Source organism: Flintibacter sp. HCN-6482 (genome assembly GCF_037892565.1).
Taxonomy (GTDB): domain Bacteria; phylum Bacillota; class Clostridia; order Oscillospirales; family Oscillospiraceae; genus Lawsonibacter; species Lawsonibacter aceti.
The window spans coordinates 258,883-273,571 of the sequence record NZ_JBBKBK010000001.1 but is presented as its reverse complement, the minus strand read 5'-3'; the positions used below and the strand labels follow the sequence as shown (position 1 = coordinate 273,571).

The window sequence follows — 14,689 nt, the reverse complement described above, 5'->3', positions numbered from 1 at the left end:
CAGGAGGTACCCATGGAATCTGTTATTGTGATCGGCGCCGGGCTGGCGGGGAGCGAGGCGGCCTGGCAGCTGGCCCGGCGGGGCATCCCCGTGGAGCTGCGGGAAATGAAGCCCCAAAAAATGACCCCCGCCCACCATACGGAGTATTTTGGGGAGCTGGTGTGTTCCAACTCTCTGCGTTCCGACCAGATGGAAAACGCGGTGGGTCTGCTGAAGGAGGAGCTGCGCCGGTGCTCCTCGCTCATCATGTCCTGCGCCGACGAGCATCGGGTGGAGGCGGGGGGTGCCTTGGCGGTGGACCGTCACGCCTTTGCCCAGGCCATCACCGAGAGGATCAAGAGCCATCCCAACATCACAGTGGTGGAAGGGGAGGTCACAGAGATCCCGGAGGCGGGGAACGTCATCCTCGCCTCCGGCCCATTGACATCAGAGGCCTTATCGGAGGCCATTTCCCGGCTGTTTCCCGGCAGCAGATACCTGAATTTCTTTGATGCCGCCGCCCCCCTGGTCACCTTCGAGAGCGTGGATATGGACAGCGCCTGGTTTGCCTCCCGGTATGACCGGGGGACCCCGGACTATATCAACTGCCCCCTGACGGAAGAGGAGTACGACGTCTTCTGGCGGGAACTGATCCACGCCCAGGAGGCGGAGGTCCACGGGTTTGAGGATGCGGGCGTGTTCGAGGGCTGTATGCCCGTGGAAGTTATGGCCCGGCGGGGGAGGGATACCCTGTGCTACGGTCCGCTGAAGCCTGTGGGGCTGAAAGACCCTAAAACGGGGAAGGAGCCCTTTGCCGTGGTCCAGCTGCGCAAGGACAATGCCCAGGGGACCATTTATAACATCGTGGGCTTCCAGACCCATTTGAAGTGGGGAGAGCAGAAGCGGGTGTTCTCCATGATCCCTGCCTTGAAAGACGCCGAGTATGTCCGCTATGGCGTGATGCATCGGAACACCTTTTTGGACTCGCCCCGGCTGTTGGACCGCTACTATCGGGTCCGGGGTCAGGAGCGGCTGATGTTTGCCGGACAGATCACCGGGGTGGAAGGCTATGTAGAATCCACCGCCTCCGGAGCCCTGGCAGCCATCGAGCTTGCCCGCCGGCTGGAGGGCAAGGAGCCTGTCAACTTCCCACGTGAGACGGCCATGGGCGCCCTGGCTCTTTACATCAGCGACCCAAGTGTGGTAAACTTTCAACCAATGAATATCAACTTCGGACTGATCCCCCAGTTGGGCTACCGGGTAAAGGGGAAACGGAACAAAAACGCTGAAATTTCCAAACGGGCTCTGGAGGCACTGGGGAAATTGAATTTAGAGCCGTGACCGCTTGTCCTGCAAGCGATCAGCGCACCGAAGGGGCTCGTCTCGCCGCCCATCGAAGGCTGCGTCATACCCGGCGGACGGCCAAAGTGTTTCCGCTTGGGCGAGGGAGGACTGATACTCCCCATCGCGGCCAAAATTCAGATGGGCCTGGTCAGTTTCCCAATTATAGAGATTCTCCAAGTATTGATTCATAATGATGCCGCCATTAAAATGCTGATAGAAATATAATAATGCTAAAAGATATATTTTGCCAAGTGGGGAGCCCATGCTTCATAAGGACATTTTTTGCATAAGAGTGAAGAAGCTGAGAAAAGGCCGTGGAGAACAGCAAAAGAATCTGGCAGAGGCAATCGGAGCGACACAGGCTTCCATCAGCGATATAGAAAATGGCCGTAAGGCGACCTCCTTTGACAAACTGGCCGCCATTTGCAGGCATTACAATGTGTCCGCGGACTATCTGCCGGGCCTTACCGACGAGGCCAGACCACTGGACCCGGAAAAGAAAGAAGGTACTGTATGAAGATCATCGTAGACGCCATGGGCGGCGACAACGCCCCCAAGGCCCCTGTGCTGGGCGCCATCCAGGCCAACCAGGAATACGGCGTGGATATTATCCTGGTGGGCCGCGGGGAGGAGATTCTGAAGGTGATGGAGGAGAGCGGGATCAAGGACCTGCCCGCCGGGGTGGAGATCGCCCACGCCAGCGAGGTGGTGGAGATGTGCGACAACCCGGCCACCGCCTTCCGGGAGAAGAAGGACTCCTCTCTGACCCAGGGGCTGAACCTGCTGAAAAACGGAGAAGGAGACGCCTTCGTGTCCGCCGGCTCCACCGGCGCCCTGCTGGCTGGAGCCACTTTGGTGGTCAAGCGCATCAAGGGTATCCGCCGGGCGGCCCTAGCTCCCGTGGTACCCACCGGAAACGGGGGAGCTGTCCTTATCGACTGTGGGGCCAACGCCGAGTGTCCCCCGGAGTACCTGCTCCAGTTCGCCTACATGGGCTCCTATTACGCCGAGCATGTGCTAGGCCGTCCAGAGCCCAAAGTGGGTCTGCTGAACATCGGGGCGGAGCCCTCAAAGGGCACCTCCCTTCAAACCACAGTCTATCCCATGCTGGAGGAGGCGTCCAAGGCCGGCCGCATCAACTTCGTAGGCAATGTGGAGGCTCGGGAGGCAGTGGAGGGCGCGGTGGATGTCATCGTGTCCGACGGCTACTCGGGCAACATCTTCCTCAAGACCATGGAGGGCACCGGCCTGTTCCTGGCCAGGGAGATGAAGCGGATGTTTAAGAAGAACCTGGCCACCAAGCTGGCTGCCCTGTTGGTCTCCGGAGGGCTGAAGGAGTTTAAGAAGATTATGAGTTCCGACGAGGTAGGGGGCACCGCCCTGCTGGGCATCTCCCGGCCCGTTATCAAGGCCCACGGCTCCTCCGACGCCTACGCCATTAAAAACGCCGTCCGCCAGGCCCGGCAGTGCGTATCCTCCGGCATCGTAGACAACATTTCCGCCAACGTGGATGTGATGCGTCTGGAGGCGCCGGCGGTCCACGGAGAAGAATGATTTTACACAAAGACGCACAAAATGGGAAAACCCTATTGACAGTAAGGAAGTTTCTGCATATAGTAAGGACAGAAAAAGTGCCTGGGGCACGAACAAAAGGAGCACCGAGATATGATCTTTGAAAAACTGTGCGCGCTCATTGCGGAGCAATTCAATGTGGATGCGGACACTATCACGATGGAGACCTCTTTTGCCGACGATTTGAACGCCGATTCGGTAGATATCGTGGATCTGTCCATGGCCATGGAGGAAGAATTCGGCATCGACGAGCTGGGGGAGGAGGAAGCTGCCTCCATCACCACGGTTGGAGATTTGGTTCGGTTCCTGCAGAACAAGGTCGACTGATCGAGAAAACGCGAAACTCCGCCGAAGGCGGAGTTTTGCCTTGTAACGGGCCAGAAAGACTGACCCCTTGAAGGAGTTTGGAATGAAAAGTTTGGAGGAAAAGCTGGGCTATACCTTTCAGGACCGGGGACTGCTGGACAACGCCCTGACCCACAGCTCCTGCGCCAATGAGAGCCGGGGAAAGCTCCAGAGCAACGAGCGGCTGGAGTTTTTGGGGGATTCCATCCTGGGGATGGTGGTGGCTGACCACCTGTACCGCAACCACCCGGACCTGCCGGAAGGGGAGCTGACCCGGACACGGGCCGCCCTGGTATGCGAGGAGAGCCTGGTAGAGGTAGCACAGGAGTTGGGCCTGGGGGAGTATCTCCGCCTGGGTCGGGGGGAGGAGAGCGGCGGAGGCCGCCGCCGGCCGTCTATCCAGGCCGACGCTGTGGAGGCGGTGCTGGCCGCCGTCTATTTGGACGGAGGCATCGGATCGGCCCGTAAGATCATCCAAAAGTATATCCTAAGCCGGGAGGTGGCCGGGCTGACCAAGCCCAGGGACTACAAGACCGCCCTCCAGGAGCTGGTCCAGCGGGAGAGTGGACAGGTCCTACAGTATCGGCTGACCGGCCAGGAGGGCCCTGACCATGACAAGCGGTTCTTCGTGGAGGTGGATCTGAACGGCGCCCCTCTGGGCGCCGGCACCGGCCGGAGCAAGAAAGAGGCAGAGCAGATGGCGGCCCACGCCGCCATCCAGGCCTTAAAAAAAGAATGAGAAACGAGGCAGCGAGAGCTGCCTCGTTTTTCTATTGTTTCCAATTCCGATGAAAAAATGGAAGCTCATTTTTTGAACAGCTTGAGGGCCTTTTTCAATAGGCCCTTCTCCTGTTTAGGAGCCTCCTGTCCAGAGGTCCCCTTGGCAGAGTGGCCTTTTTCCAGCCGCTCCTTGGCGTCCTTACTTCCACCGTCCGCAGCCTGGTGATACAGCTCCATGGCCCGGGACAAGTCCTTGGCCACGCCCTGACCGTGCTCGTAGCACTGGCCCAACAGATACTGGGCCCTAGCGTTGTCCTGGTCTGCGGCCTGTTGAAACAGCTCCGCGGCCTTGGTATAATCCTGCTTGACAGAGATGCCGTGGTAGTAGAAGAAGCCCAGGTTGCACTGGGCCCGCGCGTTGCCGTGGTTGGCGGCCTGGCGGTAGAGCTGGGCGGCCCTTCCCTTGTCCTCCTCTACGCCTCGGCCTAATTCGTAACACAGGCCAAGAGAACAGGTGGCGGCTGCGTTTCCCCGCTCATGGGCGCTGGTATACAGCTCCACCGCCTTGGTAATATCCCGCTCTACCCCGTAGCCATTTTCATAGCACTCGCCTAGCAGCATTTGGGCTCTTGGGTAGTCCTGGTCGGCGGCCTTTTGGAACCACTGGGCGGCCTGGCTGTCATCGACCGACACGGAGATGCCATGGTAGTAGAAGAAGCCCAGATTACACTGTGCCCTGGCATCTCCGCGGTCAGCGGCCTGGCGGTAGAGCTGGGCGGCTTTGGCCTTGTCCTGCTCCACGCCCCGGCCCATCTCATAGCACAGGCCAAGAGAGCAGGTGGCTGGAGGATAGCCTCCCTCATGAGCCTTGGTATACAGCTCCACAGCCTGGGCCATGTCCCGTTCGATACCATAGCCGTTTTCCCGGCACTCTCCTAACAGCATGACCGCCCGAAGGTAATTTTGCTCGGCAGCCTTCTGGAACCATACAACAGCCTGTCTGTCGTCCATCTCTATGCCAATGCCTTGATAATAGCAGAAGCCCAGGTTGCACTGTGCTCTGGCGTCCCCCTGTTCAGCGGCCTGGCGGTAGAGCTGAACAGCCTTGGCCTTATCCATCTCCACGCCGGTGCCCAGCTCGTAGCACAGGCCCAGGGAACAGGCGGCGGAGGGATAGCCCGCCTGCTGTGCCCTGGTGTACAGCGCTACGGCCTGTTGCTCGTCCCTGTCCAGGCCATAGCCGTACTCATAACACTCTCCCAGCAGGTAGACGGCCCGGAGGTAGTCCTGGTCGGCGGCCTTCTGGAACCACTCCGCTGCCTGCTTGTCGTCCGCCTCCACGCCGATGCCCTGGTAATAGCAGAAGCCCAGGTTGCACTGTGCCCTGGCGTCCCCCTGCTGGGCGGCCTGGCGATAGAGCTCTACCGCCTTGACCTTGTCTATCTCCACGCCTGTCCCTATCTCGTAGCACAGGCCTAGGGAGCAGGCGGCGGGGGGATAGCCGGCCTCGTGGGCCTTAGTGTATAGCTCTATGGCCCGATTCACGTCCTTCTCCAGACCATAGCCGTATTCATGGCACTCGCCCAGCAGGTAGATGGCCCGGCGGTAGTTCTGGTCGGCGGCCTTTTGGAACCACTCCGCCGCCTGCTTGTCGTCCGCCTCTACCCCGATGCCCCGATAGTAGCAGAAGCCCAGGTTGCACTGGGCGCGGGCGTCCTCCTCCTCGGCGGCCTGGCGATAGAGCTGGACGGCCTTGGTCTTGTCCACCTCTACGCCTGTCCCTATCTCGTAGCACAGTCCCAGGGAACAGGTGGCGGGAGGGTGTCCGGCCTCATGGGCCTTGGTATACAGCGCCACCGCTTTCGCGGCATCCCTATCTATTCCATAGCCATTCTCATAGCACTCACCCAGCAGCATCATTGCCCGCGGATACTCCTGGTCGGCGGCCTTTTGGAACCACTCCACCGCTGTTTTGTCGTCCGTCTCTACGCCGATGCCCTGGTAGTAGCAGAAGCCCAGGTTGCACTGGGCGCGGGCGTTGCCCTGCTGGGCGGCCTGGCGGTACAGCTCCACCGCCTTGGCCTTGTCCTGTTCCACGCCGGTGCCCAGCTCGTAACATAGGCCAAGGGCACAGGTGCCGTCACTGTAAGAACGATGGTGGGCGGCCTGATAGAGGGCCACCGCCTTTTTCAAGGACTTCTCAACGCCATAGCCAAATTCGTAACAGTGTCCCAACAGGTACTGGGCACGGGGATACTGTTGCTCCGCGGAGCGGGAGAACCAGAGGACTGCCTGTGCCAGGTCCTTCTCTACCCCGATGCCCCAGTAGTAGAAGAAGCCCAGATTGCATTGTGCCCTGGGGTCCTCCTCCTCGGCGGACTGAAGATAGAGGCGCGCGGCGCGCTCCTTGTCCTCCTCTACGCCTTTGCCCAGCTCATAGCACAGGCCAAGAGAGCAGGTGGCGGGGGGATACCCTCCATCGTGGGCTTTGGTATACAGCTCCACAGCATGGGCCATGTCCGCCTCCACACCAAAGCCCAGGTCATAGCATTCGCCCAGCAGGAACTGGGCCCTTGGATACTCCTGTTCAGCGGCCTGGGAGAACCAGTAGACCGCCTCGCTGTCGCTTTCCTCCACACCGATGCCCCGGTAGTAGAAGAAGCCCAGGTTGCACTGTGCCCTGGCGTCCCCCTGCTGGGCGGCCTGACGGTAGAGCTCGGCGGCGCGCTCCTTGCTCTCCTCCACCCCGGTACCCATCTCGTAGCACAGACCAAGTTCACAGACGGAAGGGAGGTAGTCCTGATCTGCGGTAGAAGTAATCAGCTCCAGTCCCCTGGGGATATCCGCTTCCGTTCCGATGCCCCGCAAGAAGCACACCCCCAACTGGTATTGGGCGGCGATGTGGTCACCGTCTGCGGCACGTTGGAACCACTGAAAGGCAAGCTCCGAATCCTTGGAGGTGCCACGGCCATTGGCGTAGCTGAGGGCCACCTGATAGGCGGATTCCAAATCGCCCTCCTGGGCGGCGGACAGCAGCTCCTGAAAGTTGGCCGCCTTTTGGGCGGCTACGTCCGCTAGCCCCTGCATCAGCTGGGGATCTATGTATACCATGACAGCATCCTGGTCAAAGGACTGCCGGTCCTCATTTTTTTCTTCTATCATTTCCATTCCCCCTCTATGAAAGATTTTAGTGAAAAAAAGCCATGAGGACGCCTGTGGGCGCCCTCATGGAACCACAATCATCGAAATGAGCCTTGGCTCAACGCGGCTGCCAGCACCAGGAGGGCCTGGGAGGGGCTGCGGGACGGTGTACTTCATCCCAGCTTTGGAGCGGAGCGGCGAAAGCGCTTTTTCCAATCTTACAATGAAATGGAGGTTTTGTCAAACACAGATATCGGGACGCCGTTTTACCCTTTAGACCGATTTAGGATAAAACAACCTCCCTTCGCCAAAATGGCGGAGGGAGGTGTGCCTTCATGCGGACAGCCCAATAAATTAGAAGTTAGCTTTCTAAACAGCTTATGATTTCTTCTATTTCCATACAAGCGTCCTCAACCCTGATCTCTGTTTCTTCGTTAAAGAAGCGACTCCCTCCTGCTAATTGGTCAATCAGACTAATTAACGCTTCAACATCACAATTCAAAACAAACCCTTGTGTTTTCCATTTTGGTGTTTCAATTAAAATTTCATTTTTAATATCTAAATATTTCTCTTCATCAAAGGTGTTTTCACATCTTAACCTTACAAGAAACCCATCTTCTGCATTGATTAAGTCACTTAATTTTGACATCATAAACTCCCGTCAAATTCCAGTTTAACTTTTTGTTCACTTTATCATATTTTTCTGTTTCATTCAGTGCACAGCGAAATTAACAGAGTTGAAAATAATCAGTCAAAAAGTAAAAAGGAAATGGCGGGGCGCCTCCACTCACGCGCCCCGCCGATGGTGTTTTAAGGACCGCTGAAAACCGGTCAGTTTAAAAAGTCCTTCAGCTTCTTGCTCCTGCTGGGATGGCGCAGCTTTCGGAGGGCCTTGGCCTCGATCTGGCGGATGCGCTCCCGGGTGACGTTGAATTCCTTGCCGACTTCCTCCAACGTGCGGGTCCGTCCATCTTCAATGCCGAAGCGCAGTTTGAGCACTTTTTCCTCCCGGGGGGTGAGGGTGGACAGCACCTCTACCAGCTGTTCCTTCAGTAAGGTGAAGGAGGCGGCCTCGGCGGGCTCGGAGGCGTCCTCATCGGGGATGAAGTCGCCCAGATGACTGTCCTCCTCCTCTCCAATGGGGGTTTCCAGGCTGACAGGTTCCTGAGCGATTTTCAAGATCTCACGCACCCGCTCCACAGGCATATTCATCTCAGCCGCGATCTCCTCAGGGGTGGGGTCGTGGCCCAGTTCCTGGAGGAGCTGGCGGGACACCCGGATGACCTTGTTGATAGTTTCCACCATATGAACCGGGATGCGGATGGTCCGGGCCTGGTCGGCGATGGCACGAGTGATGGCCTGGCGGATCCACCAGGTGGCGTAAGTGGAGAACTTGAAGCCCTTAGTGAAGTCAAACTTCTCCACAGCTTTGATAAGACCCAGATTACCCTCCTGAATCAGGTCCAGGAATTGCATCCCACGGCCCACATACCGCTTGGCGATAGAGACCACAAGACGCAGGTTGGCCTCAGCCAGCCGCTGCTTGGCCCGCTCCCCCTTCTTGATGGCCTGAGTCAACTCCACCCGGACCTCGTCGGGGATATCCTCACCAGCTTTCTCTAACTCAGCCAGCTGCTCAGAGGCTGCGTTTCCCGCCTCCATGATCTGGGCCAGCTCGATCTCCTCGTCGGAGGTGAGCAGATTCACCTTGCCGATCTCCTTCAGATACATCCGCACTGGATCGTCGGTGCCAAGGGAGTCGGCCATGGAGTTGGGGTCTACGATCTCCTCCTCGGGCAGATCCTCGATGGCCTCAATGGTTGGCTCGACGTCATCGGGCAGGTCGGGGATGTAGTCCTCGCCCACAGTGTCAATACCCAGGTTTTCCAGCGTGTCGTAGATCTTGTCCATCTGCTCGGCGCCCAAGTCCATATCCTCCAGCACATCCATCAGCTCGGAGGAGGAAAGATTGCCTTTTTTCTTGCCCCGCTCGATCAGCTCGCCCAGCTTTTCCGCGCCGGGTATGCCGCCCACGACCTTCATGACCTCGACCTTGCCCGCCTCCATGCGGGACTGGATGTCGGGCTGGGAAACGGCAGCTTCCTGATTCTCCACCGCTTCAGCGGTCTTGGGGCTCACATTCTTGTTGGTGTTCATGGTTTCTCCTCCATATATGCTTTCTTTTCCTGATACTTTCTCTGTGCCGCCAGCAGCAGGGAGTCCTCCTGTCCGGCGCCGCGCCGGAGGGCCTCCCGCTGGATGACGGATATGTAGTCCCGGATGGACTGTTGAGAGTGGGCCAAGGACTCTGGCTGACTGACCACATAGGCCAAATGGTCCATCTCCTCCCCAGTCAGATGGCCGGAGAGGGCGGAGAGCTGGGTGGACAGCCCCTCATTAGCTCGGCGGAGGAGCAGGTCAAAGACCTTGCCCAGCAGGGGGGAGGAAAATCCCTCCCCCGTGATCCCGCCCATCTGTCCTGCCAGGGATGGGTCCAGCAGCAGCAGGCGGACAAGGCCCTCCTCCGCGCGGGCGGAGCGGATATTGTCATATCGGAGCGATCTGGCCTGGGGCTGGAGCTGGCTGGCCGGAGACAGGTCTATACGCTCCTGGCGCTTTTTCTCCTTGCGGAGCCGAGCTGAGAAGGCACGCTTGATTTCCTGAGCCATGGCTTCCGGGGTGATTCCGGCGGTCTGGGCGGCGTGGCCGCCGTAGATCTCCCGCTCTACGGCGCTGGACAGAGAAGCGATAAGCTGGGCCGCCTCCTGAAGAAAAGCCACCTTCTGCCCATCGTCGGTCAAATCATATTTTTTTTGGATCTGAGCCAGGCGGTAGTCCACCTGGTTCTCGCTGCGCTCCAGCAGCTTGGCGAAGGCCTCCCTGCCAAAACGCTTGATAAACTCGTCCGGGTCCTTGGCGCCCTGCATCCGCAGTACCTTTACTTTCAGGCCGGCCTTTTCCAGCAGGGGGATAGCCCGCTGGGCGGCCGCCACTCCGGCCCCATCGCCGTCATAGGAGATGATGGCCTCCTGAAAATACCGGGCCAGCAGTTGGGCGTGCTCACTGGTGAGAGAGGTGCCCAGAGAGGCCACAGCACAGTCAAAGCCTGCCTGGTGAAGGGAGATAGTGTCCATATACCCTTCGGTGAGAATGACCCGCCCGGCCTTGGAGGTCTTGGCAATATTCAGGGCAAAGACGTTCCGGCTTTTGTTGTATACCGGTGTGTCCGGGGAGTTGAGGTATTTAGGGGTGGAATCGTCCATTACCCGGCCGCCAAAGCCAATGACGTTTCCACGGACGTCAATGATGGGGAACATGACCCGATTGCGGAATCGGTCATAGATGCGGCCGTCCTTGTTGTTGACGGCCAGACCGGCGTCCAGCAAATCCCGCTTGTCATAGCCCTGATCGGCCAGGGCCTGGATCAGGGCGTCCCAGCTGTTGGGAGCGAAGCCCAGCCCGAAGTTGGTCAGGGTGGAGCGGGACAGCCCACGCTTTTGCAGATAGGCCAGTCCCTCCGCCCCCTCGGGAGCGTACAGCCACTTGTGGAAGGTCCGGGCGGCCTGCTTGTTGAGTTCCAGCAGTTTTTCCCGCCGCTCCCGCATCCCGGCGGAGGGGCCGCTGTCTGGCACCTCCATTCCGACCCGCTTGGCCAACACCTCCACCGCCTCTCGAAAGGAGAGGTTGTCCAGCTCCATCACAAAATTGATGGCGCCGCCTCCCTTGCCGCATCCAAAGCACTTGAAGATGCGCTTGTCAGCGGATACGGAGAAGGAGGGAGTCTTTTCACTGTGGAAGGGGCACAGGCCCCAGTAGTTCCGGCCCTTTTGTGTCAGCCGGACGGACTCGGACACCAGATCTACAATATCGGTGCGGTCCAGAAGCTCGTCCAAGAATGGTTCTGGAATGGCCAATGCGCTCCTCCTCTCTCGAAAAATAGGGGAATCCCTCTATTTTTAACCCCTTTTTATCAGAATTATCCCTCTGGAGGCCCAGACAGAGAGCAAGTCCTAGAGAACAGTCCAGCCTTTTGGAATGAAGAGCTCCTTATACTTCTCTACCGCGAAAGGATCGGTCATTCCGGCGATATAGTCGCATACGGCCCGGTCTACCCCATCCTCCAGGCGGATGGTCTGGAAGTCGGAGGGCAGTTCATCTGGATTTCCCTGGTAATACTGGAACAGGGCCTGAAGCATATTCTGGGCCTTTCCTTCCTCCCCCTTGGCCAGGGGATTGGTGTATACGCTGGCGAACATAAAATCTTTCAGAGCCAGCATGGCCTCCTCCACCGGATGGGACTGGACAATATGATCCTGTCCCTGGCTGGCAGTGATAGCGTCATGAACTAGGGTGTTGATCCGGTCGCCGTGGGTGAAGCCCAGAACGTTGGATACCTCCAGGGGGATGTCCATGGGAAAGATGACGCCGCCGCGGAGGGCGTCCTCGATGTCGTGATTGATATAGGCGATGTGGTCGGCCAGACGGACCACCTGGCCCTCCAGCGTAGCGGCCGGGGTGCCCTTGGTGTGGCAGAGGATGCCGTTGCGGACCTCCCAGGTCAGGTTTAGTCCCTGACCATTTTTTTCCAGCCGGTCCACCACACGCACGGACTGCTGGTAGTGGGCAAAGCCCTCCGGCATCAGCTGGGCCAGAATTCGCTCCCCGGCATGGCCAAAGGGGGTGTGGCCCAAATCATGCCCTAGGGCAATGGCCTCGGTCAGATCTTCGTTGAGATCCAGGGCACGGGCAATGGTCCGGGCGATACGGGATACCTCCAGGGTGTGGGTCATCCGGGTCCGGTAGTGGTCTCCCTCCGGCTGAAGAAAGACCTGGGTCTTATGCTTCAGACGGCGGAATGCCTTGGAATAGACGATCCGGTCGATGTCTCGTTGGAAGGGAGTGCGGATATCGCACTCCTTCTCCTGCCGTGCCCGTCCACGGGACTGGGCGGAGCGGCAGGCAAAAGGGGAGAGGAGGCTGTCCTCCCGGCGCTGTGTCTGTTCACGCAAGGTCATCCCACGGCCCTCCTTTTTCTCTCTCTTTCTGGTCGATGGAGCTGATGGGTGTACGGGGACATGAAACCCCTTATATATAAATACGAAATTTCTCCTTAAATTCCTTCTAAAAGGTCAAAAAAATTTCAAATATTTTTTCAATAGGCAAAAAAGCAGCCGCAGCCAGAGCTACGGCAGCTTTTTTTTCAGTATGATGCAGTGGGAGAAGATCAACCCTTTGCATTCTTGCCGGCCCCCACCAGGATGTAGACGATTGAGGCTACAGCCAGCAGATAGGGGTAGAACAGGTTGGGAATGATCTCAAAAGCGGAGATGCCGGAGGCGGACACCGCAATCAGCATCTGGGCGCCATAGGGAATGATGCCCTGGAAGATGCAGGAGAAGGTGTCCAAAAGAGAGGCCGACTCCTTGGGGCTGATGCCATATTCCTCACTGATCTCCTTGGCAATGGGGCCAGCCATAACAATAGCTACAGTGTTGTTGGCGGTAGAGATATCCATGGCACCCACCAGCAGGCCTACGCCCAGCCGGCCGCCCACACGGCCCTTGAATACCCGGCGGATGAAGGCCAGCAGGGCCTCAAAGCCGCCATTCTCCCGGATGAGGGCACACATAGCGGACACTAAAACGGTGACCAGGATCGTTTCGAACATACCAGAAGCGCCATCCCGCATGGCTTTCAGCAGCTCCAGCACATCCGCACCGGTAGCGATGGTGCCAGCGGCCAGACCGGTGCCTACGGTGATGGCCAGGCCGGATATGATGCCTATAATAAGTACCACAAATACGTTGACGCCCAGAAGGCCGCCAACCAGAACCAGCACATAGGGGATGAGGAGCAGCAGATTGATTTCCGGAATCTCAATCTGTCCCACGCCGGAGTTGAAGGATACCGCCAGAATGACCGCTAGGGTGGCGATGGCGGCGGGAAGGGCAATCTTCACATTGGCACGGAACTTGTCACGCATCTCACAGCCTTGGGTGGAACAGGCGGCGATGGTGGTGTCGGAGATGAAGGACAGGTTATCCCCGAACATGGCGCCTCCCATGACTGTGCCTACACACAGGGGCAGGGAGAACCCGGACACCTGGGATACGGCCACGGCAATGGGGGTGATCAGGGTGATGGTGCCGGTAGAGGTGCCCATAGCAGTGGACACAAAGCAGGCGGCGACGAACAGAACCGCCACAGAGGCCCAGGCAGGGGCGATGGACAGCAGAAAATAGGCCACGGCCTCGGCGCTGTTCCGCCCGGTCACGCCCACAAACACACCGGCGACCAGGAAGATGAGGATCATAGTGATAATATTTTTGTCGCCTACGCCCCGGCCCATCAGAACCAGCTTCTCGTCAAAAGAGAGCTTTTTGTTCTGTAAGCACGCCACCAACAGGGCAACCATGAAGGTGACTACGATGGGGATATCATAGAATGCCATGTTGATGCCGATGCCGTATTCAAAAATCAGTCCCATACCCAGATAAAGTACCAGAAATATCAGGATGGGCAGCAACGCGCTGGGGTTGCTGTTCAACTTTTTCTCCCTCAGTTCCACAAAATGACCTCCTTTTATACACAAGCCTTATTGTAAAAGATATTTCGCTCTGTGTCAACGATGTTTCTATGCGGGGGCACCCGGAAACGGCCCGGAGCATAGGATGGAGCGTCCCCGGTTGGGGACGCAGAAGCGAAGGAGGGCATATGGAACTTGATCTGACCCAACAGTTTTTGACAGAGAATGACTGCTATCAGGCAGGGCGGACCATTGTGCCCAAAGGAATTATGGTCCACTCCACCGGGGTAGCCCAGCCGGACCCGGAGGTGTTCATCCGCCGGTGGAACAAGCCGGGCGTAGAAAAGTGCGTCCACGCGTTCGTGGCACGGGACAGAGCCATTCAGACACTGCCCTGGATCATCCGGGGCTGGCATGCGGGTACAGGCACCTCCGGCAGGAGCGCGAACAACACTCATATTTCTTTTGAGTGCTGTGAGCCTGCCGGACACACCTACCGTGGCGACGAGATGGTGGGGTATGATGTAGCGGCCAATCAGGCCTATTTTGATGACATCTATCACAACGCGGTCCAGCTCACTGCCCTGCTGTGTCGCCAGTATTCTCTGGACCCCCTGGAGCCCGGCGTGGTCATCTGCCACGCCGAGGGCTACGACCTGGGTATTGCCAGCCAGCACGGCGACGTGCTCCAGTGGTGGCCCAAACACGGGGTAACTATGGACCAGTTCCGCCAGGACGTGGCCGAGGCCATGCTGACTGACGGCGAGCATGAGGAGGAGCCTATGACGCAGGAGCAATTTGACCGTATGATGGACGCCTATCTGGCTAAACGGGCCAGATGGTCTCCTAGCGACTGGTCGGCCCAAGCCCGGAAATGGGCGGAGGAATCCGGCATCGTGGCTGGAGACGGAGAGGGCAACCAGCGATACCAGTCCTTCACCACCCGGGAGGAAACCGTACAGATGCTGTACCGCCTGGACCAGATATGGTCCGGGGCAGGCGGCCAACCTGAAGCGGAGTAAACACAGGGACCGGCCCGCAGCGGGCCGGTCCCTCCTGTTT

General features: G+C 58.4%; 13 protein-coding genes. 6 read left to right on the top strand and 7 right to left on the bottom strand.

Going from position 1 to position 14,689, the window contains the following annotated elements; all coding sequences use genetic code 11:
• Positions 1 to 12 precede the first annotated feature (12 nt).
• A complete protein-coding gene (gene trmFO, locus WKS99_RS01330) occupies positions 13 to 1,320 on the top strand; it encodes a methylenetetrahydrofolate--tRNA-(uracil(54)-C(5))-methyltransferase (FADH(2)-oxidizing) TrmFO (RefSeq protein WP_340405201.1) in 1,308 nt (435 codons plus the stop codon).
• Here the strand turns inward: trmFO and WKS99_RS01325 are convergent.
• Positions 1,309 to 1,512 carry a hypothetical protein gene (locus WKS99_RS01325; RefSeq protein ID WP_240287163.1) on the bottom strand — a complete coding sequence of 68 codons (204 nt, stop codon included), beginning with the start codon at positions 1,510 to 1,512 and terminating at the stop codon, positions 1,309 to 1,311. The genes trmFO and WKS99_RS01325 overlap by 12 nt on opposite strands.
• A 73-nt stretch (positions 1,513 to 1,585) precedes the next feature.
• Between WKS99_RS01325 and WKS99_RS01320 the strand changes: the two genes are divergently transcribed.
• From WKS99_RS01320 to rnc, 4 genes are all read left to right on the top strand, one after another.
• Positions 1,586 to 1,840, top strand: coding sequence for a helix-turn-helix domain-containing protein (locus tag WKS99_RS01320; protein ID WP_340405200.1), 255 nt, complete (start codon positions 1,586 to 1,588; stop codon positions 1,838 to 1,840).
• On the top strand, positions 1,837 to 2,877 hold the full coding sequence (gene plsX, locus WKS99_RS01315; protein ID WP_147570616.1) for a phosphate acyltransferase PlsX: 1,041 nt from the start codon (positions 1,837 to 1,839) through the stop codon (positions 2,875 to 2,877). The genes WKS99_RS01320 and plsX overlap by 4 nt, the downstream gene beginning before the upstream one ends.
• A 111-nt stretch (positions 2,878 to 2,988) precedes the next feature.
• Positions 2,989 to 3,222, top strand: coding sequence for an acyl carrier protein (gene acpP, locus WKS99_RS01310; RefSeq protein ID WP_147570615.1), 234 nt, complete (start codon positions 2,989 to 2,991; stop codon positions 3,220 to 3,222).
• A gap of 82 nt (positions 3,223 to 3,304) precedes the next feature.
• Positions 3,305 to 3,979 carry a ribonuclease III gene (gene rnc / locus WKS99_RS01305; RefSeq protein ID WP_147570614.1) on the top strand — a complete coding sequence of 225 codons (675 nt, stop codon included), beginning with the start codon at positions 3,305 to 3,307 and terminating at the stop codon, positions 3,977 to 3,979.
• A gap of 65 nt (positions 3,980 to 4,044) precedes the next feature.
• Here the strand turns inward: rnc and WKS99_RS01300 are convergent, their stop codons facing one another.
• The 6 genes from WKS99_RS01300 to WKS99_RS01275 form a co-directional block, all read right to left on the bottom strand.
• Positions 4,045 to 7,122, bottom strand: a complete 3,078-nt coding sequence (locus WKS99_RS01300) for a tetratricopeptide repeat protein (protein ID WP_340405199.1) — start codon at positions 7,120 to 7,122, stop codon at positions 4,045 to 4,047.
• A 340-nt stretch (positions 7,123 to 7,462) separates the two neighbouring features.
• Entirely contained in the window at positions 7,463 to 7,750 is a 288-nt protein-coding gene (locus tag WKS99_RS01295) for a hypothetical protein (protein ID WP_240287171.1), read from the bottom strand.
• A gap of 182 nt (positions 7,751 to 7,932) precedes the next feature.
• Positions 7,933 to 9,144 carry an RNA polymerase sigma factor RpoD gene (gene rpoD, locus WKS99_RS01290; protein WP_243200990.1) on the bottom strand — a complete coding sequence of 404 codons (1,212 nt, stop codon included), beginning with the start codon at positions 9,142 to 9,144 and terminating at the stop codon, positions 7,933 to 7,935.
• Positions 9,145 to 9,254: 110 nt separating this feature from the next.
• Positions 9,255 to 11,015 (bottom strand): DNA primase, encoded by a 1,761-nt coding sequence (dnaG, locus tag WKS99_RS01285; protein ID WP_240287173.1) that lies wholly within the window; start codon positions 11,013 to 11,015, stop codon positions 9,255 to 9,257.
• 96 nt (positions 11,016 to 11,111) lie between these two features.
• Positions 11,112 to 12,116, bottom strand: coding sequence for a deoxyguanosinetriphosphate triphosphohydrolase (locus WKS99_RS01280; protein ID WP_340405198.1), 1,005 nt, complete (start codon positions 12,114 to 12,116; stop codon positions 11,112 to 11,114).
• Positions 12,117 to 12,325: 209 nt separating this feature from the next.
• Positions 12,326 to 13,669 carry a Na+/H+ antiporter NhaC family protein gene (locus tag WKS99_RS01275; protein ID WP_340405197.1) on the bottom strand — a complete coding sequence of 448 codons (1,344 nt, stop codon included), beginning with the start codon at positions 13,667 to 13,669 and terminating at the stop codon, positions 12,326 to 12,328.
• Between the two features lie 146 nt (positions 13,670 to 13,815).
• On the opposite strand from WKS99_RS01275, the gene WKS99_RS01270 reads away from it, so the two are divergent.
• Positions 13,816 to 14,649, top strand: coding sequence for a peptidoglycan recognition protein family protein (locus WKS99_RS01270; RefSeq protein WP_147570609.1), 834 nt, complete (start codon positions 13,816 to 13,818; stop codon positions 14,647 to 14,649).
• Positions 14,650 to 14,689: the final 40 nt, after the last annotated feature.

Coding starts and splice junctions, on each gene's coding strand:
- trmFO (WP_340405201.1), top strand. CDS start 13: ATGGAATCTGTTATTGTGATCGGCGCCGGGCTGGCGGGGAGCGAGGCG.
- WKS99_RS01325 (WP_240287163.1), bottom strand. CDS start 1,512: ATGAATCAATACTTGGAGAATCTCTATAATTGGGAAACTGACCAGGCC.
- WKS99_RS01320 (WP_340405200.1), top strand. CDS start 1,586: ATGCTTCATAAGGACATTTTTTGCATAAGAGTGAAGAAGCTGAGAAAA.
- plsX (WP_147570616.1), top strand. CDS start 1,837: ATGAAGATCATCGTAGACGCCATGGGCGGCGACAACGCCCCCAAGGCC.
- acpP (WP_147570615.1), top strand. CDS start 2,989: ATGATCTTTGAAAAACTGTGCGCGCTCATTGCGGAGCAATTCAATGTG.
- rnc (WP_147570614.1), top strand. CDS start 3,305: ATGAAAAGTTTGGAGGAAAAGCTGGGCTATACCTTTCAGGACCGGGGA.
- WKS99_RS01300 (WP_340405199.1), bottom strand. CDS start 7,122: ATGATAGAAGAAAAAAATGAGGACCGGCAGTCCTTTGACCAGGATGCT.
- WKS99_RS01295 (WP_240287171.1), bottom strand. CDS start 7,750: ATGTCAAAATTAAGTGACTTAATCAATGCAGAAGATGGGTTTCTTGTA.
- rpoD (WP_243200990.1), bottom strand. CDS start 9,144: ATGAAGGTCGTGGGCGGCATACCCGGCGCGGAAAAGCTGGGCGAGCTG.
- WKS99_RS01280 (WP_340405198.1), bottom strand. CDS start 12,116: ATGACCTTGCGTGAACAGACACAGCGCCGGGAGGACAGCCTCCTCTCC.
- WKS99_RS01270 (WP_147570609.1), top strand. CDS start 13,816: ATGGAACTTGATCTGACCCAACAGTTTTTGACAGAGAATGACTGCTAT.